The 23,728-nt window shown below is 73.5% G+C and carries 21 protein-coding genes and 1 pseudogene; 11 read left to right on the top strand and 11 right to left on the bottom strand.

Going from position 1 to position 23,728, the window contains the following annotated elements; genetic code table 11:
• The first annotated feature begins 325 nt into the window (after positions 1-325).
• Positions 326-829, top strand: coding sequence for a hypothetical protein (locus tag SRB5_RS01425; protein WP_153449523.1), 504 nt, complete (start codon positions 326-328; stop codon positions 827-829).
• Between the two features lie 108 nt (positions 830-937).
• Here SRB5_RS01425 and SRB5_RS01420 read toward each other — a convergent pair whose 3' ends face one another.
• Entirely contained in the window at positions 938-1,093 is a 156-nt protein-coding gene (locus tag SRB5_RS01420) for a hypothetical protein (RefSeq protein WP_153449522.1), read from the bottom strand.
• 123 nt (positions 1,094-1,216) lie between these two features.
• Between SRB5_RS01420 and SRB5_RS01415 the strand changes: the two genes are divergently transcribed.
• The 4 genes from SRB5_RS01415 to SRB5_RS01400 all read left to right on the top strand — a co-directional run bounded on the left by SRB5_RS01415 (position 1,217) and on the right by SRB5_RS01400 (position 6,571).
• Positions 1,217-1,990: a cyclase family protein gene (locus SRB5_RS01415; RefSeq protein WP_153449521.1), complete on the top strand. Its 774-nt coding sequence runs from the start codon at positions 1,217-1,219 to the stop codon at positions 1,988-1,990.
• Entirely contained in the window at positions 1,987-3,648 is a 1,662-nt protein-coding gene (locus SRB5_RS01410) for a thiamine pyrophosphate-binding protein (RefSeq protein ID WP_323376745.1), read from the top strand. The genes SRB5_RS01415 and SRB5_RS01410 overlap by 4 nt, the downstream gene beginning before the upstream one ends.
• A 182-nt stretch (positions 3,649-3,830) precedes the next feature.
• The gene (locus tag SRB5_RS01405; RefSeq protein ID WP_323376744.1) at positions 3,831-6,077 is read left to right on the top strand and encodes a tetratricopeptide repeat protein; all 2,247 of its coding nucleotides are present in this window, start codon (positions 3,831-3,833) and stop codon (positions 6,075-6,077) included.
• 188 nt (positions 6,078-6,265) lie between these two features.
• Positions 6,266-6,571: a hypothetical protein gene (locus SRB5_RS01400; protein ID WP_153449520.1), complete on the top strand. Its 306-nt coding sequence runs from the start codon at positions 6,266-6,268 to the stop codon at positions 6,569-6,571.
• On the opposite strand, the gene SRB5_RS01395 is transcribed toward SRB5_RS01400, so the two are convergent.
• Positions 6,550-7,995 (bottom strand): glyceraldehyde-3-phosphate dehydrogenase, encoded by a 1,446-nt coding sequence (locus SRB5_RS01395; protein ID WP_323376743.1) that lies wholly within the window; start codon positions 7,993-7,995, stop codon positions 6,550-6,552. The genes SRB5_RS01400 and SRB5_RS01395 overlap by 22 nt on opposite strands.
• A gap of 173 nt (positions 7,996-8,168) precedes the next feature.
• Here SRB5_RS01395 and SRB5_RS01390 point away from each other — a divergent pair, with 173 nt between their 5' ends.
• Positions 8,169-9,365, top strand: coding sequence for a cysteine desulfurase-like protein (locus tag SRB5_RS01390; protein WP_323376742.1), 1,197 nt, complete (start codon positions 8,169-8,171; stop codon positions 9,363-9,365).
• On the opposite strand, the gene SRB5_RS37350 is transcribed toward SRB5_RS01390, so the two are convergent.
• From SRB5_RS37350 to SRB5_RS01370, 4 genes are all read right to left on the bottom strand, one after another.
• Entirely contained in the window at positions 9,362-10,489 is a 1,128-nt protein-coding gene (locus SRB5_RS37350; protein WP_323376741.1) for a vWA domain-containing protein, read from the bottom strand. The genes SRB5_RS01390 and SRB5_RS37350 overlap by 4 nt on opposite strands.
• A 12-nt stretch (positions 10,490-10,501) precedes the next feature.
• Positions 10,502-11,383 (bottom strand): AAA family ATPase, encoded by an 882-nt coding sequence (locus SRB5_RS01380; RefSeq protein ID WP_153449518.1) that lies wholly within the window; start codon positions 11,381-11,383, stop codon positions 10,502-10,504.
• Positions 11,384-11,516: 133 nt separating this feature from the next.
• Complete coding sequence (locus SRB5_RS01375; protein WP_153449517.1) at positions 11,517-11,819, bottom strand: transcriptional regulator; 303 nt, start codon at positions 11,817-11,819, stop codon at positions 11,517-11,519.
• Entirely contained in the window at positions 11,816-12,283 is a 468-nt protein-coding gene (locus tag SRB5_RS01370; protein WP_153449516.1) for a hypothetical protein, read from the bottom strand. The genes SRB5_RS01375 and SRB5_RS01370 overlap by 4 nt, the downstream gene beginning before the upstream one ends.
• 267 nt (positions 12,284-12,550) lie before the next feature.
• On the opposite strand from SRB5_RS01370, the gene SRB5_RS01365 reads away from it, so the two are divergent.
• The 3 genes from SRB5_RS01365 to SRB5_RS01355 all read left to right on the top strand — a co-directional run bounded on the left by SRB5_RS01365 (position 12,551) and on the right by SRB5_RS01355 (position 16,584).
• Positions 12,551-13,078 (top strand): DUF1062 domain-containing protein, encoded by a 528-nt coding sequence (locus tag SRB5_RS01365; RefSeq protein WP_407703868.1) that lies wholly within the window; start codon positions 12,551-12,553, stop codon positions 13,076-13,078.
• Between the two features lie 111 nt (positions 13,079-13,189).
• Positions 13,190-14,779 (top strand): GMC family oxidoreductase, encoded by a 1,590-nt coding sequence (locus SRB5_RS01360; protein WP_153449515.1) that lies wholly within the window; start codon positions 13,190-13,192, stop codon positions 14,777-14,779.
• Positions 14,780-14,871: 92 nt separating this feature from the next.
• A complete protein-coding gene (locus tag SRB5_RS01355) occupies positions 14,872-16,584 on the top strand; it encodes a GAF domain-containing sensor histidine kinase (protein WP_153449514.1) in 1,713 nt (570 codons plus the stop codon).
• 4 nt (positions 16,585-16,588) lie between these two features.
• On the opposite strand, the gene SRB5_RS01350 is transcribed toward SRB5_RS01355, so the two are convergent.
• From SRB5_RS01350 to SRB5_RS01335, 4 genes are all read right to left on the bottom strand, one after another.
• Entirely contained in the window at positions 16,589-17,566 is a 978-nt protein-coding gene (locus SRB5_RS01350) for an Acg family FMN-binding oxidoreductase (RefSeq protein WP_153449513.1), read from the bottom strand.
• A 92-nt stretch (positions 17,567-17,658) separates the two neighbouring features.
• A complete protein-coding gene (locus tag SRB5_RS01345) occupies positions 17,659-18,357 on the bottom strand; it encodes a response regulator (protein ID WP_153449512.1) in 699 nt (232 codons plus the stop codon).
• Positions 18,358-18,502: 145 nt separating this feature from the next.
• Positions 18,503-19,324 carry a polyphosphate kinase 2 gene (ppk2, locus tag SRB5_RS01340; RefSeq protein ID WP_153449511.1) on the bottom strand — a complete coding sequence of 274 codons (822 nt, stop codon included), beginning with the start codon at positions 19,322-19,324 and terminating at the stop codon, positions 18,503-18,505.
• A 98-nt stretch (positions 19,325-19,422) separates the two neighbouring features.
• Positions 19,423-21,159, bottom strand: coding sequence for a discoidin domain-containing protein (locus SRB5_RS01335; RefSeq protein WP_407703856.1), 1,737 nt, complete (start codon positions 21,157-21,159; stop codon positions 19,423-19,425).
• A 198-nt stretch (positions 21,160-21,357) separates the two neighbouring features.
• On the opposite strand from SRB5_RS01335, the gene SRB5_RS01330 reads away from it, so the two are divergent.
• Complete coding sequence (locus SRB5_RS01330; RefSeq protein WP_153449510.1) at positions 21,358-22,350, top strand: LacI family DNA-binding transcriptional regulator; 993 nt, start codon at positions 21,358-21,360, stop codon at positions 22,348-22,350.
• Positions 22,351-22,393: 43 nt separating this feature from the next.
• Positions 22,394-22,549, top strand: a pseudogene (locus SRB5_RS37695) (sortase); the annotation flags it as partial.
• A 124-nt stretch (positions 22,550-22,673) separates the two neighbouring features.
• On the opposite strand, the gene SRB5_RS01320 reads toward SRB5_RS37695, so the two are convergent.
• Positions 22,674-23,660 carry a phosphotransferase family protein gene (locus SRB5_RS01320; protein WP_323376739.1) on the bottom strand — a complete coding sequence of 329 codons (987 nt, stop codon included), beginning with the start codon at positions 23,658-23,660 and terminating at the stop codon, positions 22,674-22,676.
• Positions 23,661-23,728 lie beyond the last annotated feature (68 nt).

Genomic DNA, 23,728 nt, shown 5'->3' with positions numbered 1-23,728 from the left:
AGTGTTCCCGCCCTTTGGCGGATTCGGCCCCTGGGCTGCCCGAGCCTTTCCAGGCTGAAAGCCACTGTGACCCAACTCGTCAAGTACTACGGGATCGCGCCGCTGACTACACCGTCCACAGGAAACCCGAACGTCAAAAGGACCTGAGGCAGCTCCGTGATCTTCCGGCGTCCGCATGGTTTGCGCTCTGGTCGAAGTATCCGGGGCGTCCGTCTTCCTGCCCCACGATGGAGTCGTGCAGCCGGGGGGCTGCGCACTGCCGACCGGGGGGTCGGCGGAACAACGACACGGACGGCCGTTGTGCCGTCCGGGACGGGGGAGAAACATGCGACTGATTCGCAGGGCCGCGACGAGTGCGGCAGGGATCGCACTGGCGACCGGGGCCGTGATCGGTGCGGCGGGGACGGCGCAGGCCGCGGGGATGAGCATGGGTACTCCGGCCATGCAGCCCACCGTGGACTGCCCCTGCACGTGGTCGGACACCATCGACGGCACGTACTTCGAATATGACGCGGGAGGCAGGGGCGGCCGCGCCTTCCTCTACAAGAACGGCGCGCTGACGGGCAAGGTGGAGTTCCACCCGTACGGCGAGAAGATCTGGCTGTACGACATCAAGTCCGACGGTGACACGTTCTACGTCAAGGCCACCTGGTACGTCAACGTCGGCGACGACGTCTACAAGCCGCGCTCGACACCCCTGTACGGGCCGGAGAACGGTGGCGGACCGACCATCGACGCCTCCTGGGACGAGGGTACGGCCGTCACGGTGTCCGTCTACGACAACTCCGACGGCACCGGCCTGATCGGCTCGTTCACCGGCGTCGCCTGAGGCTATGACCGGTCCTCCCCGCGCCCGCCGGGGAGGGCCTGACGCTGTGCTCGTCACGCCCCGTCGGAGACGGTCGTACGCTGGGACGGTCCGGAAGAGACCGAGACCTCAGGCAGCCCCGCCTGCCCCCGCCTCGTCCAACTCCTCGCCGCAGTTCTCGCACTGCGACGTCGTACGGTCCTCGCGCACGCGCCCGCACGCGGGACAGATCAGCCCGAGCCAGCAGGCCGGGTCGCCGCCTTCGGAATGGTGTCCGCTCTCCACGCCCCCGAGCGTAACCGACGCGGCTTTGCCCTGGTGAGAGCTTGCCTCCGGAGGTCTGCCGGTGCGCGCCCGCCGGTGCTAGGTTCGGGGCGGCCAACCGCGCGAACGCCCCAGGGAGGGCTCATGTCGCTGCTCGGACAACTCGCCTCCGCACTCGCCGACGGTTCGGTCGAGGTCGTGGACCTCACCGCCCCGCTGGCGGAGTCGACGCCGATCCTGATGCTGCCGGAGCCCTTCGCCAACACCACCCACTTCACCCTCCACGAGCTCAGCCGTTACGACGACCGCGGCCCCGCCTGGTACTGGAACGACTTCACCACCGGTGAGCACACCGGCACCCACTTCGACGCCCCCGTGCACTGGGTGACCGGCCGCGACGGCGAAGACGTCTCCCAGGTCCCCGCCCGCCGGCTGATCGGCCCCGCCGTGGTGCTCGACGCCTCGGAACAGGCCGCCGCCGACCCCGACTTCCTGCTGGAGATCGACCACGTACGGGAGTGGACCAAGACCCACGGCCCGCTGCCCGACGGCGGCTGGCTCCTCTACCGCACCGGCTGGGACACCCGCTCCGCCGACCAGGCGGAGTTCCTCAACGCCGACGAGACCGGCCCCCACACCCCGGGCATCTCCGTCGCCTGCGCGAAGTGGCTGGCGGAGGAGACCCCGCTGATCGGGCTCGGCGTGGAGACCGTCGGCACGGACGCGGGCGCGGCGCACGGGTTCGACCCGCCGTTCCCGTGCCACTCGTCCCTGCTGGGCGCCGGTAAGTACGGGCTGACGCAGCTGCGCAACCTGGACCGGCTGCCGGCCCGTGGCGCGCTGCTCGTCGCCTCGCCGCTGCCCATCGTCGGCGGTTCCGGCAGCCCGACCCGGGTGCTGGCCCTGGTCGAGCGGTGAGCCGTCCGCCCCGGACGGTCGCCGAGGCGGTGGGCGCGGCGCTGTGCGGGCTCGGCGTGCGGACGGTGTTCGGGGTCGTCGGCAGCGGCAACTTCCATGTGACGAACGCGCTGGTGGCGGGCGGCGCCCGATTCGTGCCCGCCCGGCACGAGGGCGGCGCGGCCGTGATGGCGGACGCGTACGCCCGGGTCTCGGGCGAGGTCGGGGTCCTCTCCGTCCACCAGGGCCCGGGGCTGACGAACGCGCTCACCGGAATCACCGAGGCCGCCAAGAGCCGTACCCCGCTGCTGATCCTGGCCGGTGAGGCCGCCGCCTCGGCCGTACGCTCCAACTTCCGCGTCGACCAGCCGGCCCTGGCCACCGCCGTCGGCGCCGTCCCGGAGCGCGTGCACTCCGCCGGGACCGCCGCCGCCGACATCGCACGCGCCTGGCGCACGGCCGCCGTCGAGCGCCGCACGGTGCTGCTCAACCTCCCCCTCGACGTCCAGGCCGCCCCCGCGCCCGCGCAGGAGATCCCCCGCATCGCCCGGCTCCGGCCACCGGTGGCCGCACCGCAGGACGTCACCGCCCTCGCGGACGCCCTGACGGCCGCCAGGCGCCCGGTGTTCGTCGCCGGCCGCGGAGCCAGGCTCTCCGGCGCGGGGGAGGAGCTCCGCGCCCTCGCCGCCCGTACCGGGGCCCTCCTCGCCACGTCCGCCGTCGCCCGCGGCCTCTTCCTCGGCGACCCCTACGACCTCGACGTGAGCGGCGGCTTCGCCACCCCCGTCGCCGCCGAACTCGTCGCCGGCGCCGACCTGATCGTCGGCTGGGGCTGCGGCCTCACCATGTGGACCCTGCGCCACGGCACCCTGATCGCCCCCGGCGCCACGCTCGCCCAGGTGGACGTCGACCCCGCGGCACTCGGCGCCCACCGCCCCGTCGGCCTCGCCGTCCACGGCGACGCCGCCGGCACCGCCACCGCCGTCGAGGCGGAACTGACCCGCCGCGGCCACCACGCCCCCGGCTACCGCACCCCCGGCCTCGCCGCCCGCCTCACCCGCGAACGCCGCTGGCGGGACGTGCCGTACGAGGACACCTCGACCGGGGAGCGCATCGACCCGCGCACCCTGTCCGTACTGCTCGACGACGCCCTCCCGGCCGAACGCACCGTCGCCGTGGACTCCGGGAACTTCATGGGCTACCCGGCCATGTATCTGGCCGTCCCCGACGCAGACGGCCTCGTCTTCACCCAGGCGTTCCAGTCCATCGGCCTCGGCCTGGCCACCGCGATCGGCGCCGCGCTGGCCCGCCCGGACCGGCTGACGGTCGCGGCCCTCGGCGACGGCGGCGCGCTGATGGGCGTCGCCGAACTCGAGACGGCCGTACGCCTGGGACTGGGGCTGCTGATCGTCGTGTACGACGACGAGGCGTACGGCGCCGAGGTCCACCACTTCGGCCCCGCCGGCCACCCCCTCGACACGGTGACGTTCCCGCCGGCGGACCTCGCCGCGATCGCCCGGGGCTTCGGCTGCGCGGCCGCCACGGTCCGTACGCCCGCCGACCTCGAGCCCGTACGGGACTGGCTGACCGGCCCCCGCGACCGGCCGCTGCTCGTCGCCGCGAAGGTCACCGCCGACCGGCCGTCGTGGTGGCTGGAGGAGGCGTTCCGGGGGCACTGAGCAGGGCTTGGTCACCTCTGGGCCTGCCGGGCGGGAGAGGCGGACGAGGCGGTAGTGGACGGCGTCACGCCCGAGAGGTGGGCAGCCGTACGGGACGGGGCCGGGTGGTGCTGTCGGTGCGTGCGGCTGTCCCGGAGCGGCGCGTCGTATTCTTCGGTTGATCCGGGGAATGGGGAAGGACTGTGTCCGAGGAGAAGTCGTTCGGTGTGTTGCTGCGTGAGCTGCGTCTGCGACGCCGGCTGACGCTGGAGGGGCTGGCCGAGTCGTCGGGGGTGAGTGTACGGGCGATCGGTGACATGGAGCGGGGGCACAGCCGGGTTCCGCAGCAGCGAACGGTGGACGCTCTCGTGGAGGGGCTGGGGCTCGAGGACAGCGAGCGGGAGAGTCTGCTCGGTGCGGTGCGGATGGTGCAGGCGACGCGCTTGACACGGACGGCGATACCGCGATCGGTGCGGGACTTCACGGGGCGTGCCCGGGAGCTGGCACTGCTGCGGGAGGCCGCGGAGCGGGTCACCCTCGGCGGGGCGTCGGTGTCGGTGGTCTCCGGTCCGCCGGGGTGCGGGAAGACGACGCTGGTACTGCAGACGGCGGTGGACCTGGCCGGAGAGTTTCCCGACGGGTGCTTCGTGGTGGACCTGCACGGGGTGGAGAGTCCGGTGGATCCGGGCGAAGCGCTGCTGAAGCTGCTGAAGGCCCTGGGGGTGCCGGACCGCCGGCTGCGCCGGGAGGACGCGGCTGGTCACGCGAGGCTGCTGCGGGCGCTGCTGGGGGAGCGCCGGTGCCTGGTGGTGCTGGACAACGCGCGTGACGAGGCGCAGGTCCGTCCGTTGCTGCCCCCGGACGGACGGAGCCTGGTGCTGATCACCAGCCGGCGCCCGCTGACCGGCCTGGAGAACGTCGAACGCCTCGCACTGTCGGAGATGGGGCAGGACGAGGCGGTAGAGCTGCTGCGCCAGATCCTCGGCGAGTCGCGCGCGGACGCGGAGGCGGCGGCGGTGGCGCAGGTGGCGGAGTTCTGCGGACGGCTGCCGCTGGCGTTGCGGGTGGCGGGGAACTGGCTGGCGGTGCGGGCCGGGTGGAGCGTGGAGCAGCTGGTGCGGCGGCTGGCCGACGAGGAACGCCGGCTGGGGGCACTGGCGGCCGGGGATGTCCGGGTGGAGGCCGCGTTCGAGCTGTCCTACCGGCAGCTGGCGCCGCCGGCCGCGCGGATGCTGCGGCTGCTGAGTCTGTCCCCGGGGCCGGACTTCACCGCCGCCCACGGCGCCGCGCTGACCGCCACCGGTGTCTTCGACGCCGAGGACGTGTTGGAGGAACTGGTCGAGGCGGGGCTGTTGCAACCCACCTTCACCGGCCGGTACCAGCTGCACGATCTGCTGCGGCTGTTCGCCCGCACCCGCCTGATGCGCGAGGAGGGGGCCGCCGGGCGGGACGCGGCCGAGGAACAACTGCACACCTGGCTGCTGGAGACGGCCACCGTCGCCGGCCGGTGGTACAAGCCCGACTACGGGGCGCCGCCGGCCGGCTGGCGGGGCCTGGACCCGCTGGAGACGAAAGAGCAGGCCCGGGCCTGGCTGGAGAGCGAGGCGCCCTCCTGGCTCGCCGCGCTGCGCCGCGCCGCCGCCCGGGGCGAGCACGCCCGGGTCGTGGAAACCGCCGGAGCCATGGAGTGGTTCTGCGACCTGTGGATCTTTTGGGGACACTGGTCCGAGGTCTTCCGTCTGTCCAGCCGGGCCGCTGCCGCGCTCGACGACCCGTACGCCCGGGCCTTCCACCTCAACTGCTGGGCCTGGGCCCTGAGCAGCTGCGAGCGAAAGTTCCGCGAGGCCCTGGAACTGTCCGGCGAAGCGCTGGAACACGCCCGTCGGGCCCAGGACGTTCACCAGCAGGCCTCCGCGCTCGGGGGTGCCGCATGGGCGCACCGGGAGCTCGGCGAGGTCGAGGTGGCCGCCGACCTGTCTCTCGCCGCCGTCGAGATCTCGGAAGGCGCCGGCGTTCCCGAGGTCTGGCTGAACGCCGTGGAGTCGTACGGAGCCGCCCTGCGCGCGCTCGGCCGCGGCGAGGAAGCCATGCATCAGTGCAAGCGCGTCATCGCCTTCCTCGACGCGCCCGACTGCCCGGTCAGCGAACACATCGCCGATCTCGTCCGCGTCCACACGACGGAATCACTCGGCCGCGACTACGCCGCCATGGGTCGCCTGCGCGAGGCCGCCGACCATTATCGCTCCGCCGTGGACCATTCCCACCGCATCGGCCTGGTGGACAGAGCGGGTTCCTCGCTGGTGCGACTGGGGCGGACACTGATCGAGTTGGGAGAGACCGAGGAGGCCCGCTCATGCCTCCGTCAGGTCCTGGCCCTGGGCGACGACTCGGCGGACCCCGATGTTCTGAAAGACGCGCAGCAGCTCCTGGCATCGCTCCCCGCCGAGTGAGCAACGCGATCCGCCGCGACCGGTGAATGCCCGTCCTTCGGCGCCGGGGCATGCTGACCCTCTTTACATCACATCACCCCCTGTGTATGACTCATGACACGTTGTTGAATCATTGACCGAGCGCGGTCAGCCGGGTGATCGCGTGAGGGATGAGGAGACCCGTGGTCTCCTCGGCGAAGGAGTGTGCTGTGCGTTACGTACCCGGCCCTGCCCCCGTGTCCTCCCCGGCCGCCGCCGACATGGCGGAACTCGCGGACTTACTCAGGCTCTACCGGTGGTTCAAGGACTTCGAGGAGCACGTCGAGGACCTGGCCGGGCGCGGGATGCGCCCCTCGGAGGGGGAGATGCGCCAGTACCACCGGCTGCGCGCCGAGTTCCTGCACCGCGTCGAACTCGTGGCCAGAGGCCGGAGAAACGCGACGCCCCCGGCGCCGGGGGCGTCGGGGGCGCGGCGGGCCGTGGCCGGGCGGGATCAGACCGCCGGCGCCGGGTAGGTCGGGTACTCGACGCCGGAGACGTGCTGGACGACCCGGATGACCTGGCAGGAGTAGCCGAACTCGTTGTCGTACCAGAGGTAGAGGATCGCGTTGTCGCCGTCGACCTTCAGCGCGCCGGCGTCGACGATCGAGGCGTGGCGCGAGCCGATGAAGTCGCTGGAGACGGCGTCGGGTGCGCTGATGAAGTCGATCTGCCGCTTCAGCGGGGAGGTGAGGGAGACCTCGCGGAGGTAGTCGTGGACGTCCTCGCGGGTGGTCTCGCGGCCCAGCTGCAGGTTGAGGATCGCGATCGAGACGTCCGGCACGGGGACGCGGATCGAGCTGCCGGAGATCTTCGCCTTCAGCTCCGGCAGCGCCTTGGCGACGGCGGAGGCGGCACCGGTCTCGGTGATCACCATGTTGAGCGGGGCGGAACGGCCGCGCCGGTCGGACTTGTGGTAGTTGTCCAGCAGGTTCTGGTCGTTGGTGAAGGAGTGGACCGTCTCCACGTGGCCGCGCAGCACGCCGTACTCGTCGTCCATCGCCTTCAGTGGCGGGACGATCGCGTTGGTGGTGCAGGAGGCGCAGGACAGGATCCGCTCGTCGGGCTTGAGCGTGTCGTGGTTCACGCCGTGCACGATGTTCGGCACGTCGCCCTTGCCGGGCGCGGTGAGGACGACCGTCGCGATGCCCGGGCGCAGGTGCGTGGACAGGCCCTCGCGGTCCCGCCAGCGGCCGGTGTTGTCGATCAGGATCGCGTCCTTGATCCCGTACTCGGTGTAGTCCACGTGGGCCGGGTCGTCGGCGTAGATCACCTTGATCGCGTTGCCGTTGGCGACGATCGTGCTCTCGGCCTCGTCGACCGTGATCGTGCCCTGGAACTGGCCGTGGATCGAGTCGCGGCGCAGCAGCGAGGCGCGCTTGACGATGTCCTGGTCGCCGCCGCGGCGCACCACGATGGCGCGCAGCCGCAGTCCGTGGCCGGAGCCGGCCTTCTCGATGAGCAGCCGGGCGACGAGCCGGCCGATGCGGCCGAAGCCGTACAGCACGACGTCGCGGCCGTCGCCGAGGGTGACCTTGTTGGCGCCGGTGGCGCCGACGACGGCCTCGGCGGTGAAGTCCTCGACGCTCAGACCGCGGTCGTCGGCGCGGTACTGCGCGGCGAGCATGCCGATGTCGATCTGGGACGGGCCGAGGTCGAGGCCGGCGAGGGCCTGCAGGATCGGCATGGTCTCGGTGACGGAGAGCTCCGCGCCGGAGATCTGGCGGGCGAAGCGGTGGGTCTTCAGCAGGCTGACCACCGACTTGTTCACCAAGGAGCGGCTGTGGACCAGGACCGTCACGTCCCGTTCCCGGTGCAGCTTCCCGATGATCGGGATCATCGATTCCGCGATCTCCTCGCGGATCTTCCAGTTGGTGAACGAGTCGTCGTTGACAGTCACGGCGTTTCACTTTCGAGCTAGAGGGCGCTCACATGGTAACCGGGTCCGGTTTCGATCATGACACCGGCAGGCCGGTGGCAGGGCTCCGACCTGCGGAGGTACGGGGAGGGGGGTGACGCGATCGTCATCCGGCCCCCTTGAAACCGGGCGCGCGGTGGGTGACTGTGGCGGGCGTGACCCTGGACATAGCCGCGCTCCGTGACCGTATCCCCGCCCTCAAGAGCGGGACCGCCTTCTTCGACGGTCCCGGAGGCACGCAGACCCCCGCCCCCGTCATCGACGCCATCGCCGGCGCCCTCGCCGGTCCGCTGTCCAACCGGGGCACCATCACCCCCGGCGAGCGCAGCGCCGGGGAGATCGTGGCCGGCGCGCGGGCCGCCGTGGCCGACCTGCTGGGCGTGGTGCCCCGCGGGGTGGTCTTCGGCCGCAGCGCCACCCAGCTCACCTACGACGTGGCGCGGACGCTCGCCAAGGGCTGGGGCGCCGGTGACGAGGTCGTCGTCAGCCGCCTCGACCACGACGCGAACATCCGCCCCTGGGTGCAGGCCGCCGAGGCCGCCGGCGCCACCGTCCGCTGGGCCGACTTCGACCCCGCCACCGGCGAGCTGGACCCGGCCGCCGTCGCGGCGGTGCTCTCCGGACGCACGCGCCTGGTCGCGGTGACGGCCGCGTCGAACCTCATCGGCACCCGCCCCGACCTCCCCGCCGTCGCGCGCCTCGTCCACGACGCCGGGGCGCTGCTGCACGTCGACGGGGTGCACTACACCGCTCACGCGCACGTCGACGTCGAGGCGCTGGGGGCGGACCTCTTCACCTGCTCCCCGTACAAGTTCCTCGGCCCGCACCCGGGCGTCCTCGCCGCCCGGCCCGAACTGCTCGGCACGATGACCCCCGACAAGCTGCTGCCGTCCACCGACGAGGTCCCCGAGCGGTTCGAGTACGGGACGCTGCCGTACGAGCTGCTCGCCGGCGTGACGGCCGCCGTCGACCTCCTGGCCGGGCTGGACGAGGGGGCGTCCGGTGACCGCCGGGCGCGGCTGGCCGCCTCGTTCGCGGCGGTGGAGGAGCACGAGGACCGGCTGCGGCGGCGGGTCGAGGAGGGGCTCGCGGCGGACGCCCGGTTCGTCTGCCACTCCCGGGCGGCGCACCGCACGCCGACGCTGCTCTACACGATCGAGGGCCGCGACACCGCCGACGCGTACCGGATGCTGGCGGAGCGCGGGGTGAGCGCCCCGTCGAGCTCGTTCTACGCCCTGGAGGCGTCCCGCAGGCTGGGACTGGGCGACGGCGGCGGGCTGCGGATCGGGATGGCGCCGTACACGAACGACGATGACGTGGACCGGCTGCTCGAGGGACTGCTCGCGTTCTAGGGCCGGCCCGCCAGCGCCGCCGTCAGCTCACCGAGCGCGGCGAGGCTGTGCGCGCTGACCACCGCGTCGCAGTACGGCCACGCCGCGGCCATCCCGCCCGTCAGGGGGCGGAAGCCGGGGGTGGCCGTGCGCGGGTTGACCCAGACGATCCGGTGCGTGACCCGTGACAGGCGGGCCATCTGTCTGCCCAGGTCCGCGGGGTCGCCGGTGTCCCAGCCGTCGGAGACGATCAGCACGACGGCGCCGCGGGCCAGGCCGGCGCGCCCGAAGCGGGTGTTGAACTCCGCCAGGCTGTCCGCGATGCGGGTGCCGCCCGACCAGTCCTTCGCCGCCTTCCCGGCCCGGCTCAGCGCGGCGGACGGCCGGGCGCCGCGCAGGACGGGCGTGAGCCGGGTCAGCCGGGTGGCGAACGTGAACACCTCGGCCCGCCGTCCGCCCGCCGCGCAGTACAGCAGCTGCAGCATCGCGCGGGCGTACGGCTCCATCGACCCCGAGATGTCGCACAGCACCACCAGCCTGCGCGGCCGGGGGCGCGGGGCGGAGCGGCGCAGGCGCAGCGGGTGGCCGCCGGTGCGGCGGGCGGCGGCGAGCGTGGCGCGCAGGTCGATCCCGCCGCCGTGCGGGGAGGGGCGCCGGCGGCGGGAGAGGCGGGCCGGGGTGCTCAGCACGATGGTGCGCATCACGGTCGCGAGCTCGGCGAGCTCCCGCGGGGTGAGGCCGGCGAAGTCCCGGGTGGCGAGCCGGTCGGTGGCGCTGGCGACGGCCCGTACCGGCAGCTCCCGCGTCCCCTCCCCGGCACCGCGCGCCGCACCGTCCGCGGCCGTCCGCGCGGCGGTGGCGCCGAAGACGGGCGCCGGCCGCGACGCCCGGGGATCGGCAGCGGAGCCGGCGAACACCCGCCGCAGCACCGCGTCCAGCACGTCGATCTCCCCGGGCCCGCACACCAGCGTGGCCAGCGCGCAGTTCCGCAGCTCCGCCCGCGTCCCGGGCGCCAGCAGCGCCACCGCCCCCGCGAAACGCTCCGCCTGCCCGGGGCTCACCGCGAGCCCCGCCCGGCGCAGCTCCCCGGCGAATCCCGCGGCGAGGCCGGCCAGGTCGCCCGGAGGCACCCCCGGATCACTCACGCCGGACCCGCCCTACGCATCCGCCTCGACCAGCCCCGCCAGCCCCCGCTCCCGGACCGCGTCCAGATCCTCCGCGTACTTCAGCACCGTCCCCAGCGTCACGTCCGCCCCCTCCACGTCCAGCGCGGACAGGCCCAGCGTCCGCAGCGCGCCCACCCAGTCGATCGCCTCGGCGACCCCCGGCGGCTTCGTCAGCCCCCGGGTACGCAGCCACCCCACCGCCCGCGCCACCTGCCCGGCGAGGTCCCCCGACCCGGGAACCCGGCGCCGGATGATCGCCGCCACCCGGTCCGCGTCCGGATAGGCGATCCAGTGGTAGAGGCAGCGGCGCTTGAGGGCGTCGTGCAGATCCCGCGTCCGGTTCGACGTGAGCACCGCCACCGGCGGCACCGCCGCCCGGCGCGTGCCCAGCTCCGGCACCGTCACCGCCGCGTCGGCGAGGAGCTCCAGCAGGAACGCCTCGAACTCGTCCTCCGCCCGGTCCACTTCGTCGACCAGGAGCACCGCCGGCCGCGGCCCCGGATGGGAGATCGCGGCGAGCAGCGGCCGGGCCAGCAGATACTCCTCGCCGAACAGATCGGCGTCCCGCAGCTGTTCACCGCGGGACTCGGCGAGCCGGATCGCGAGCAGCTGCCGGGGATAGTTCCACTCGTACAGCGCCTCCGCCGACGACAGCCCCTCGTAGCACTGCAGCCGGATCAGCGGGGTGTCCAGGACGGAGGCCAGCGCGCGGGCCGCCTCCGTCTTGCCGACGCCGGGCTCGCCCTCGAGCAGGATCGGCCGGCGCATGCGTACGGCCAGCACCAGGGCGGTGGTGAGGGCGTCGTCGGCGAGATAGCCGGCCGCGTCGAGCCGGGAGCGGAGGGTGGGCACGTCAGGGGCGTCGGTCGTCATCCGCACCACCGCGAGGTCGTCGGAGAGGGCCCGACGGCCGCCGGGCCCACGGAAGGAGACGGTACCCGCGTCGCGCCCGAGCGGAAGAGGGCCTTGCGCCGACGACCGCCGGGTACACGCAACGCCACGGTGCTCACTCCGCGGGGCCGGCCTCCGCCACGATCGCCCGCAGGGCGGCCACATGGCCGTCGAAGGCCTCGCGGCCGGCCGGGGTCAGCCGGGCCCGGACCTTGCGCCGGGTGCCGGCCGGCCGGCGTTCGGTGGTCACGTATCCGGCCTCCTCGAGCGTGGCGAGCTGCTTGGACAGGGCCGAGTCGGAGAGCCGCAGCCGCTCCTTGAGGAAGGCGAACTCCGCCCAGTCGGCGGCGGCGAGGGTCGCGACCAGGGTGAGCCGGGTGCTCGGGTGGATCAGCTCGTCGAACCGCGCCCGCGTCATGCGTGGGCCCACCGGCGCAGCACCCGCAGGATCTCCGGCCCGCCGAACCCGATGACGAGCGCGGCCATGACCGCGGCCCAGACTGAGGGGTGACCGGTGCCGTCCGCGTCGAGCCCGAGCGCCGCGGCGATGGTGAGCGCGACGAGCGCGAGCAGCATGCCGATCACGATCAGGGGCGTACGCCGCCCGGCGACGTCGGCGCTGACGCGCAGCCCGCCGGTGCGCCGCCGGCCGCTCAGCAGCCGGGTCGCGAAGACGGAGTGCCCGGCGCCGAAGGCCAGGGTCGCCACCGAGGCGAGCCAGACCGGTCCGACGTCCCCGAGCACGCCCAGGACGAGCCAGCCGGCGGCCATCGCCCACCAGTAGCCCCGGGGCAGGCCCACCTCCTCGCCCACCGCGCGGCGGGCGCCCTCGACCGCGTCGAGGGCGGACCGGGCCTGTTCGGGAGCGATGTCGTCACTCATGGTGAAACCTCACTTTCCTGTCGGGAAAGTAAGCGTCTCACTTTCCCGCCGGGAAAGTCAAGCGGGGAAAATCGGTGGTGCCGGACCGCGGCGTCTCCGTATCGTGCTGCCGTCCGTGATCACCGAGGCAAGGACGGGCCGTTGTACACCGTGTGAGACACCCCGAGCGCTGAACCGTCGCGCGTGCGCCCTGTGCGCCGCGCTCCTTCTTGCTGCGTTCCCTCTCACTGAAACCGGTGTACATCCGTGTCACTCGACTGGTTCGTCGTGCCCACACGCCTGCCCGAAATCCTCCGCCGCTGTCCGGGCTGCGCGTCCGAACGGCTGCGGCCCAACGGCAAGTTCCGGGTCAACGCCCACCACAAGCTCCTCGACGTCTGGCTCCTCGCGCTGTGCGCGGGCTGCGGGACGACCGCCCGCCTGACCGTCATGGAGCGGACCCCCGTCCGGGCCATCGCGCCGGACACCCTCGACCGCCTGCACGCCAACGACGCCGGCCTCGCGGCCGAGTTGCTCCAGGACCCGGCGATGCTGCACCGCAACCGCATCGCCCTGGACTGGACCGGCGCCTGGCGGCTCGACGCGGGTCCCGTACCGCCGCCCGACCAGGACACCATCGACGTCCGGGTCCGGTTCGCGGCACGTATCCCCGTCCGGCCCGTACGGCTCGTCGCCGAGGGATTCGGTCTGGCGCGCGCGGAGGTCGAACGGCTCGTGGAGTCGGGCAGCCTGGTGTCCGCCGTACGCCTGAACGCCAGGCTCACCGGCGACTTCACCTTCACGCTCAAGCGCTGACGGGCGGGCCCGCCCGGGACCGGAATCCCGGGCGGGCCCGGTTCCGCCGGACGGAAACCCTCAGTAACTTGGGGGACCGATCGTCCGACGGCTGCGCTGGAGGTTCGTGCGATGTACGACTACGTGATCGTGGGCGCCGGGTCCGCCGGCTGCGTGCTGGCCGAGCGGCTGTCGGCCGACGGACGCACACGCGTCGCGCTGCTCGAGGCGGGCGGCCCCGACGACCGGCGGGAGATGCACATTCCCGCCGCGTTCCCCAAGCTCTTCAAGACCGACGCCGACTGGGACTTCGACACCGTCGCCCAGAGTGCCCTCGCCGGCCGCCGGCTGTACTGGCCGCGCGGCCGGGTCCTCGGCGGCTCCTCCACCCTCAACGCCATGATGTGGGTCCGCGGCCACCGCCAGGGCTACGACGCCTGGCTCAAGGCCGGCTGCCCCGGCTGGGGCTACGACGACGTCCTGCCGTACTTCCACCGCATCGAGAACCGGATCGGCGCCAACCCCGCCGCCGGCCCCGGCGCCAGGGTCTACGGCGAGGGCGGCCCGCTGTACGTCGAGGACCTGCGCAGCCCCAATGTCACCACCGCCGCCTTCCTCGACGCCTGCGAGCACACCGGCCTGCCCCGCCTCCCCGACGCCAACGTCGCCGACAACGAGGGCTGCGCCCAGACCACCGTCAGCCAGCACCGCGGCCGCCGCTGGTCCGCCGCCGACGCCTGGCTGAAGCCGGCGCTGCGCCGCCCCAACCTCGACGTGCGCACCGGCGCGCACGCCACCCGGCTGCTGTTCGACGGCCGGCGCGCCACCGGCGTGGAGTACCGCGACGAGCACGGCGAGACGCGCAGTGTCACCGTCCGCGGCGAGATCCTCCTGGCCGCCGGCGCCGTCGGCTCCCCGCACCTCCTCCTGCGCTCCGGCATCGGCGACCCCGGCCACCTGGCCGAGCACGGCGTCGACGTCGTCGCGGACGCCCCCGAGGTCGGCCGCAACCTCCAGGACCACCTCTCCGTCGGCGTCAGCCGCCACTGCCCCCGCCCGGTGACCCTGGTCGGCGCCGACGCGGACGTGCGCCAGCTCGCGCGCTACTTCCTCGCCCGCCGCGGCCCGCTGACCTCGACCGTCGCCGAGGCCGTCGCGTTCTGGCGCTCCGACCCGGCGCTGCCCGCCCCCGACGTCGAGTTCGTCTACGGCCCGGCCCCCTTCATCGACCACGGCCTCGAGCCCCCCGCCGGCCACGGCATCACCATCGGCGCCGTCCTGCTCTCCCCGGCGTCCCGCGGCACCGTACGCCTGGCGTCGGCCGACCCCCTCGCCCCGCCGGACATCGACCCCGGCTACCTCACCGACCCCGCCGACCTCGCCGTCCTGGCCGCCGGCGTCCGCCGCGCCCAGCAGCTGTACACCGCCCCGTCCCTGGCCCCGTACGCGGGCGACCCGATCGAGCCGGCCGCCGTGGAGCTCACGGACGACGAGCTGACGGCGTTCGTCCGCGAACAGGCGGAGACCCTCTACCACCCGGTGGGCACCTGCCGGATGGGAGACGACTCCGGCGCCGTGGTGGACCCGGCGCTGCGGGTGCGCGGGGTGACCGGACTGCGGGTCGCCGACGCCTCCGTGATGCCGCTGATCCCGCACGGTCACACCAACGCGCCCACGATGATGATCGCGGAGCGGGCGGCGGAGCTGATCCCTCAGGGGTGACCTCCCGCCGGTACGCGCCGACGGGATACCGTAGGGCCGAAAGTTCGATCGCGTCCGCGGTGGCCGGGTGCGGTGACCGCCTGGGGGTGGACATGGGGACGTCGGACGGCGCGGCCCGACTGCACCAGCTGCAGCTCGACCAGCTGCTGTCGGAGCTGCAGGGCCGCATCGAGGATGTCCGGGGCACCCGGGACCGGATCCACAACCTGCTCGAGGCCGTGCTGGCCGTCGGACAGGGCCTCGAGCTGAACCAGGTGCTGCGGCGCATCGTCGAGGCCGCCGTGGTGCTCGTGGACGCCGAGTACGGGGCGCTGGGCGTCATCGGCGACGACGCACGCCTCGCACAGTTCCACCCGGTGGGCATCGGCGACGAGGAGGTCGCCTCCATCGGCCCCCTGCCGTCCGGGCACGGCATCCTGGGCGAGCTGATCCGCCACCCCAAGGCGCTGCGGCTCAAGGAGCTCTCCGAGCACCCCGCCTCGTACGGCTTCCCGGCGAACCATCCGCCGATGCACTCCTTCCTCGGCGTCCCGATCCGGGTCCGCGACTCGGTGTTCGGCAACCTCTACCTGACCGAGAAGCGCGACGGCAAGGAGTTCGACGCCGACGACGAGACGGTGCTCTCCACCCTCGCCGTCGCCGCGGGCATCGCCATCGAGAACGCCCGCGTCTTCGAGGAGTCCCGCTACCGCCAGCGCTGGCTCGAGGCCAACGCCGAGGTCGTCGCCACGCTGCTGTCCGGCGCCGACCAGAGCGCCGTCCTCGGCCTGATGGTGGAGCGCGCGCTCGGCGTCCTCGCCGCCGACGTGGGCGTCCTGCTGCTCCCCGGATCCGCCCCCGACCGGCTGCGCGTGGAGCTGGCGGCCGGCGCCGGCAGCGAGGCGCTGCGCGGCCAGGACCTGCCGTACGAGGGCTCCCTGGCGGGGGAGGCGTTCCGCTCCGGTGAACCGGCGGTGACCTCCAGCCTCGCCGGCGACACCCGCTACCCGGCGCACGAGGGCTTCTGGTCCGACCTCGGCCCCGCCACGGCCGTGCCGATGGTCTCCTCCGAGGGCGCCCGCGGCGTCCTGCTACTGGCGCGCGCCGCCGGTTCGCCCGGGTTCACCCAGCTGGAGACCGACCCGCTGCTCGGCTACGCGGGACAGGCCGCCCTGGCCATGGAGCTCGCCGAGCGGCGCGACGCCGCCCAGCAGATGGCGATCCTGGAGGACCACGAGCGCATCGCGCGCGATCTGCACGACCTCGCCATCCAGCGGCTGTTCGCGGCCGGTATGACGCTGCAGAGCACCCAGCGCTTCGTCACCCAGCCGCACGCCAGCGAACGGCTCCAGCGGGTGGTGCGGGATCTGGACGAGACCATCAAGATCATCCGGTCGACGATCTTCGGCCTGCGACCGCCCGAGGGTGCCGCGGCCAAGACCCTGCGGGCCCGGGCGCTGGCCGCCGTGGAGGAGGCCGCGCAGCCGCTGGGCTTCGCCCCGGCGCTGCGGATGGAGGGCTTCCTCGACACCGACGTGCCCCAGCACGTGGCGGAGAACGCCCTCGCGGTGCTCGCCGAGGCGCTGTCCAACGTCGCCCGGCACGCCGGCGCCCGCTCGGCCGACGTCTCCCTGGTCGCCGCGCGCGGCACGCTGACGCTCACCGTCACGGACGACGGCTGCGGCCTCCCGGAGGGCGGCCGGCGCAGCGGCCTGCGGAACATGGAGGAGCGGGCGCGGGGCCTCGCCGGCTCGATGACCGCGGGCGCCCGGCCGGAGGGCGGCGGCACCTGCCTGGTGTGGACGGTGCCCACGGCCGACGCCTGAGGCCTCACCCGGCACCGTTGTCCAGCACCTCCGACACCGGCCGGCGCGGCGTCCCCGGCCCCAGCGGACCGTAACCGAGGCGGATCAGCATCTGCGTGAACCCGGGGCGCGCCGTCTCCGGCAGCAGCTCGGCCCGCAGGTCCGGCCACTCGACGGCCTGGTGGAACAGCGACGTCTGCACGGTGTGCCGGGCCGCGCGCAGCAGCACGTTCTGCAGCGCCTGCCCCGCGCCCAGCCAGTCGGCCCGCTCGTCGTGCGCGGTGACGAGCACGGCGACGAGCGGATCGCTCTCGTACGCGGCGGCGGGCAGCGCCGTGCCCCGGCCGGCCGTGTGGTCGCGGACCGGGACCCGGCCCGCGGCGTCCCGTACACCCAGCGCCGCGCCCGACAGGCCGTCCCCGGAGCCCTCGCGGATCCAGCGCCGGCTCTCCTCCCGGCGCTCGGGGTCCTTGTTGTTGCGCCGCTCGGCCTCGGCGGTCAGCCGCATCAGCCCGGCCGCCTGCCCGGCGTCCGCGAGTACCAGCGTGGCGCCCTCGTCCTGCGCCGCCTCCCGGAGCTCCGTCAGCACCGCCCGCGGCGGGCGGGCGTCGGAGAACGGGAACCGGCTCGAGTGCCGGCTGCCGATCGCCCCGTACAGCCCGGCCCGGATACGGCTGCCCGCCGGCACCGGACCGGTGAGCCGGACCGCGGCGAGCAGATCCGTCTGCCGCGGGTCCGGCAGCAGCCGTACGGACGGCTCCCAGCCGTGGTGGGAGGCCGCCACCCGCAGGTTGTACACGGCGGCGCCGACGGACAGGTGCAGGGCCCGTCCGGACGGGTCGAGGTGGCGCAGCTGACGCCCGGGGACGGCGCGTACCTCGAGCTCACCGGAGTGGGTGTCCAGGCGGAAGCGCCACGGCTGCGTGTTGAAGACCGACGGCGCCGCCACGGCGGCACCGATCAGCTCCTCCAGCAGCCGGGCGTCGAAGGGAACGGGTGTCATGGTGCCTCCTCCCGGTCACCTGTCAGTCGTGCGGTCGAGAGGCTGTCGCCGGACCCCGAGCGCGCACGGGGTCCGGCGACAGCCGACGAGCCTCATCCGTGGTGCCGGTCCGGTGTCTGCGGGGTCTGGTTGGCGAGCATCGCGGCCTGGATACGCCGCTCCACGCCGAGCTTGGCGAGCATCCGCGAGATATGGTTCTTCACCGTCTTCTCGGAGAGGTAGAGCCGCTCGCCGATCTGGCGGTTGGTCAGCCCGTCCCCGACGAGCCCGAGGATGTCCCGCTCGCGCTCGGTGAGCTCGGCCACCGCCTCGGCCTGCGGGTCGCGCTCCGGGGCCGTCTCGCCCCGCAGCCGGCTCATCAGCCGGGTCGTGGTCGCCGGGTCGAGCATCGACTGCCCGTCGGCCAGCGTGCGCACCGCGCTGATCAGGTCGGTGCCCTGGATCTGCTTGAGCACGAACCCGGAGGCGCCCGCCATGATGGCGTCCAGCAGCGCCTCCTCGTCGTCGAAGGACGTGAGCATCAGGCACGCCAGCTCGGGCATCTTGGAGCGCAGGTCGCGGCAGACGGAGATGCCGTCGCCGTCCGGCAGCCGGACGTCCAGCACCGCGACGTGAGGGCGCAGCGCCGGGCCGCGGGCGAGCGCCTGCGCCATGGTGGAGGCGGTACCAACCACCGATATGTCGGGTTCGTCCTCGAGGAGATCCTGTACGCCCCGCCGGACGACCTCATGGTCGTCGAGGAGGAACACGCGGATCGGGTTCTGCGCCGAGAACGGCTCGGGGGTTGCCATGGAAGCTCCAGGTCGGGTCGGGCGTGTGCGCGACAGTGGGATCCTGGCCCGGCCGGCGGTCGTGCAGAAGGGCCGAACGGCCCCTGGACACCGGCCTGGGCGGTCCCTGCCGGGGTGCCGGCGGGGACTTGTCGGTGCGGGAGGGTCAGGGCGCCGACAGGGACGCCGCGTGGTCGGGGACGTAGGTCTGCAGGGTGCGCGGGGGGCGTTCGTAGCCGGTCCGGGGCGGGCGCGGCGGGAACTCGATGACCGGCGGGTCCACCTCGTAGTACGGGATCGTGGACAGCAGGTGGGCGATCATGTTGAGCCGGGCGCGGCGCTTGTCGTCGCTCTCCACGACGTACCAGGGCGCCTCCGGGATGTCGGTGTGCACGAACATCTCGTCCTTGGCCCGGGAGTAGTCCTCCCACCGCGTCAGCGACTCCAGGTCCATGGGGGAGAGCTTCCAGCGCCGCGTGGGGTCCTCGAGCCGGCTGCGGAACCGCTCCTCCTGCACCGCGTCGCTCACCGAGAACCAGTACTTGCGCAGCATCACCCCCTCCTCCACCAGCAGCCGCTCGAAGATCGGGCACTGGTGCAGGAACCGCGCGTGCTCCTCCTTGGTGCAAAAGCCCATCACGTGCTCCACCCCGGCCCGGTTGTACCAGCTGCGGTCGAACAGCACGATCTCCCCGGCGGCGGGCAGATGGGCGGCGTAGCGCTGGAAGTACCACTGGGTGCGCTCGCGCTCGGTCGGGGCGGGCAGCGCCGCGATCCGGGCCACGCGCGGGTTGAGGTGCTCGGCGACGCGCTTGATCGTGCCGCCCTTCCCCGCCGCGTCACGGCCCTCGAAGACGACGACGAGTCGCGCGCCCTCGGCCCGTACCCACTCCTGGAGCTTCACCAGCTCGGTCTGCAGGCGCAGCAGCTCGCGCTCGTAGGCCTTCCTGGGCACCCGCTCACCGCTGCCGACCTTGCTACCAGCCATGAAGCCTCCCGTGCGACAAGTGACGCCGTCCACGTTAGCCGGGCCCGCGGGCGGACATGGCGAGGGGCGCCCCGTGATCACGGGGCGCCCCGGGCGGGTCACTGATAGACGCGCACGTAGTCCACGAGCATCCGGGACGGGAACGGCGTCGAGGCGTCGGTCGGCCCCGGCCAGTCACCGCCCACGGCGAGGTTCAGGATCAGGTAGAAGGGGTGGTCGAAGACCCACGGTCCGCGGGTCTGTTCCACCTGGTCCTTGCTGAGGGTGAAGACCACCCGGCCGTCCAGGCTGTACGTGATGCCCCGGCTGTCCCAGTCGGCGGTGAAGGTGTGGAAGCCGTCGGAGAAGTCCGCGTCCCCCGGCAGCCGGTACGGCGAGCCGATCCCGTTGCCGCCGTTGTAGGCGGGGGCGTGCACCGTGGAGTACGCGGTCTTCACGTCCTTGCCGAGGATCTCCATGATGTCGACCTCGCCGTTGTACGGCCACGGGCGTCCGGTCAGGAAGTCACCGCCCATCATCCAGAACGCCGGCCAGAACCCGTTGCCCTTCGGCACCCGGATCCGCGCCTCGACCGTGCCGTACGTGAACTGGAAGGTGCGGCCGGTGTTCATCCGCGCCGACGTGTACTGGCAGGTCGTGCTGCCCGACACCGGATCGCGCGGGCACGCCGAGCCCGGCGTGACCTGCTTGCGGGCCTCCATCACCAGCGAGCCGTTGCCGTCCGTGGCGGCGTTGGCGTTGTCGGTGTAGTACTCCAGCTCGTTGTTCGGGCCCGTGCCGGGGTCGGCGGTCCACTTCGCCGGGTCCGGCCGGGTGCCGGCCGGGCCGTTGAACTCGTCGCTCCACACCAGCTGCGGCGGATCCGCCGGGTCACGCGGCAGCGGCGGCGGCGTCACCGGGGCGCCCCCGGTGCCGTACACCTGGAACTCCCAGAGGGAGTAGCCGTACGCGGTGGCGCGCTGGGTGCCGTACATGCGGACGTGGCGGCCGGTGCCGGAGACCGTCAGGGTCTGTTTGAAGCCGGTGCCGGTGGTGGTGCTGTAGATCGTCCGCCAGGTGGTGCCGTCGTCGGAGACCTCGATCCGGTAGGACCGGGCGTACGCCGGGTCCCACTGGAGGACGACCTTGGAGATCTGCGCCTGTGCGCCCAGGTCGACGGCGATCCAGCCGGGGTCGGTCCAGCCCGTGGTGGCGCTGGTCGCCCAGCGGGAGGCCGGGTCGCGGTCGAAGGCGCGGGCCGGGGAGCACTCCCAGCAGGCCCCGTCGTTCTGGGAGCTGGAGGCCGAGCCGGTCTTCCCGTACGACAGCAGCGTCTCGGTCGGGGACGGGCCGCCGCCACCGGTGGTGCCGTACACCTGGAACTCCCAGAGGGAGTAGCCGTACGGGGTGGCGCGCTGGGTGCCGTACATCCGGACGAAGCGGCCGGTGCCGGAGACGGCGAGGTTCTGGACGCCGCCGGTGCTCGTGGTGGTCTGGTGGACGGTCGTCCAGGTGGTGCCGTCGGCGGAGGTCTCGATCCGGAAGGCGCGGCCGTACGCGGCCTCCCAGTTGAGGGTGACCTGGCTGATGGTGGCCGTGGTGCCGAGGTCGACCTGGATCCACTGGGGGTCGGAGAACCCGCTGGACCAGCGGGTGCCCGGGTTTCCGTCCACGGCGCTGGTGGCCGGGAACACGGCGTTCTCGACGGAGGACGCGGTGGCCGGCTTGCCCTGGGAGAGCAGTGGGTCGGCGGCGGCCGCGGTGGGCGCCGGGAGGGTGACGAGGGCGAGTACGACGGCCGCGACGACGGCTGTCCAGCCGTGCAGGCGGCGACTGCGGCGTAAGAACTGTTTCACGGCGGCTCCTCGGGGGTGGGGGAAAGCGAGAGAGCGCTCTCTGAACCGGAGCGTGCTGGCACTACGGGGACATGTCAAGTCGTCAATCCAGGTTCGGGAACTGGCAGTTCGCTTGACCGGCGGCCACAGGGGCGGCAGCCTCGGAGCCGGAGAGCGCTCCACCGGCGGGGCGCGACGGGGGAACGGAGCAGGTCGGGAATGAAACGGCCCACGCTGGAAGTGGTCGCCGCCCGCGCGGGCGTGTCCCGGGCGAGCGTCTCGCGCGTCGTCAACGGCGAGACGACCGTCGCCCCCGAAATCCGCGAGGCCGTGCTGCGGGCCGTCCGCGAACTCGGCTACGTGCCGAACGCCGCCGCCCGCCATCTCGTCACCCGCCGCACCGACGCCGTCGCCCTGGTCGTCTCCGACCCGCCGCAGGGCGTGGTCTCCGACGACCCCCTCTTCGCCACCGTGGTCCGCACCGTCAGCCGTGAGCTGGAGGCCGCCGGCAAGAAGGTCGTGCTCATGCTCGCCGAGTCCGACGGGAGCCGGGCCCGGGTGATCGAGCAGCTGGCGGCGGGGCACGTGGACGGCGTGGTGCTGGTGGCGCTGCACGGCGCCGACCCGCTCCCCGGGGCGCTGGTCCGGACGGGGTTACCGGTGGCGGCCTTCGGCCGGCCGCGGGTACCGGACGTGCCGTACGTCGAGCTGGACAACACCGGCGGTGCCGCGCTGGCCGTACGGCATCTGCTGGCGCGCGGACGGCGCCGGATCGCCACCATCACGGGGCCGCTGGACCTCTGGGAGGGCCGGGAGCGGCTCGCGGGGTACCGGGCGGCGCTGCGGGCCGAGGGGTGCCGGCCGCTGGTCGCCCTCGGTGACTTCTCCCGCGTCTCCGGGGCGGAGGCGATGGCGGAACTGCTGGCGGACGAGCCGGCGCTGGACGCGGTGTTCGCCGCCAACGACCTGATGGCGGTCGGTGCCCTGCGCGCCCTGCGGGAGGCGGGCCGGCGGGTGCCCGAGGACGTGGCGGTGGTCGGCTTCGACGACACCGAGGCCGCCGCCTACACCGCCCCGCCGCTCACCACCGTCCGCAGTCCCATGGCGGACCAGGCCCTGGAGACCGTACGGCTGCTGCTGCGGCTGCTGGAGGGCGGCCCGGGGGATCCGGTGGTGATGCCGAACGAGCTGGTGGTACGGGAATCCACGTGAGCGTCCGGGGAACAGCCGGGGCGCTCCGGGAGCCTCCCCGGACCCGGAGATCGGTCTCGACGAGCTGCGGATAGTCCCGTACGACGGCACCACCGACGACGTGCCCGGCACCCGGACACAGAACGACGGCGTCGGCCCCGGCGAGACCGGCAACTACCTGGTGACCGCCCACCGCCTCTCCGCCGGCGCACCCCTGCGATGATCACGATCTCCACCCGCGCCACACCCGAGGGCAACGCGGCGCGACGCCCAGGACAACCCCGAGCACCGTATCGACAAGACAGGCGTCCTGACCTCGGTCCACTGAGCGCCCGGTGCGCCGATCAGCCCTTCAGCGCCGCCAGGTCCCCGGCCAGCAGCGGGCCGAGGAAGTCCCGCAGCTTCGCCGACTGCTCCTCCGTGTAGCCCCGGACACTGCCCTCCGTGAGCATGATCAGGTAGAGGTAGACGCGGTACAGGGCGATCCGCCGCCGGTTCCCGGCCGTGAACGCCACGCTCCCGCCCGCCGCCCGGTACCCCTCCAGGAAGGCGGCGTCGTCCTCGATGTCGCCGAACAGCGCGAGCGAGGCGAAGTCCGCGTACGGGTCGCCCCAGAAGGCGCGTTCACCGTCGATGACGCCGCTGACCCGGGAGCCCTCGACCAGCACGTTCCCGTCCCACAGGTCGAAGTGCACCAGCACCGGCACGGTCACCCCCTCCAGCAGCCCCAGCGCGCCCGTCACGGCCGCCCGGATCTCCGCCGCCGGGCGCGTGAGGTCCGCCCCGAGCCGCTCCGCGTCCGCCAGGATCACCTCGGCCATACCGCCGAACGCCTCCGCCCACGACCCGGCGGAGGCGGCCTGCGGATACCCGAAGGTGTCCCCGCGTACGGTGTGCAGCCGCGCGACGACACCGCCGAGATCCCGGCGCACCGCGGCGAGCTCCTCCGGCGCCAGCGAGGCGTGCAGCGCGCTCAGCGACCGCCCCGGCACCTCCGTCATGAAGACGAAGTCCCCGGGGACCAGGCTGCGTTCGAACCCGGTGCTCAGCAGCCGAGGCGTCGGCACACCGTCGAGCCCGGCGGCCCGGTCGAAGAACAGCGCCTCGGTGCGCAGGATGTCCCGCTCGTACGACAGCTGCGGCGCGTCCGGCGCCGGCGCGACCTTCAGCATCGCGGTGCGGCCGTCGGCCAGGGCGACGCGGACGATCGTGTTGTACGTCCCGTCGGTGATCGGCCTGCTCCGCACCGGCAGCGCGCCGGGGCCGAAGGCGGCGGTGACGAGGGCGTCGACGGTGGCCCGGTCGACGCTCGGCTTCGTGATGCTCTGCACGGGACCTCCGGAGATCGCGTTACGACACGCCGGGCGCCAGGGTACGTGACGCCGCGCCTGGGTACCCT

The organism is Streptomyces smaragdinus, from assembly GCF_009604385.1.
Classification (GTDB): domain Bacteria; phylum Actinomycetota; class Actinomycetes; order Streptomycetales; family Streptomycetaceae; genus Streptomyces; species Streptomyces smaragdinus.
Note: the sequence above shows the minus strand (reverse complement) of the source record. Positions and strands in the feature narration are given on the sequence as shown.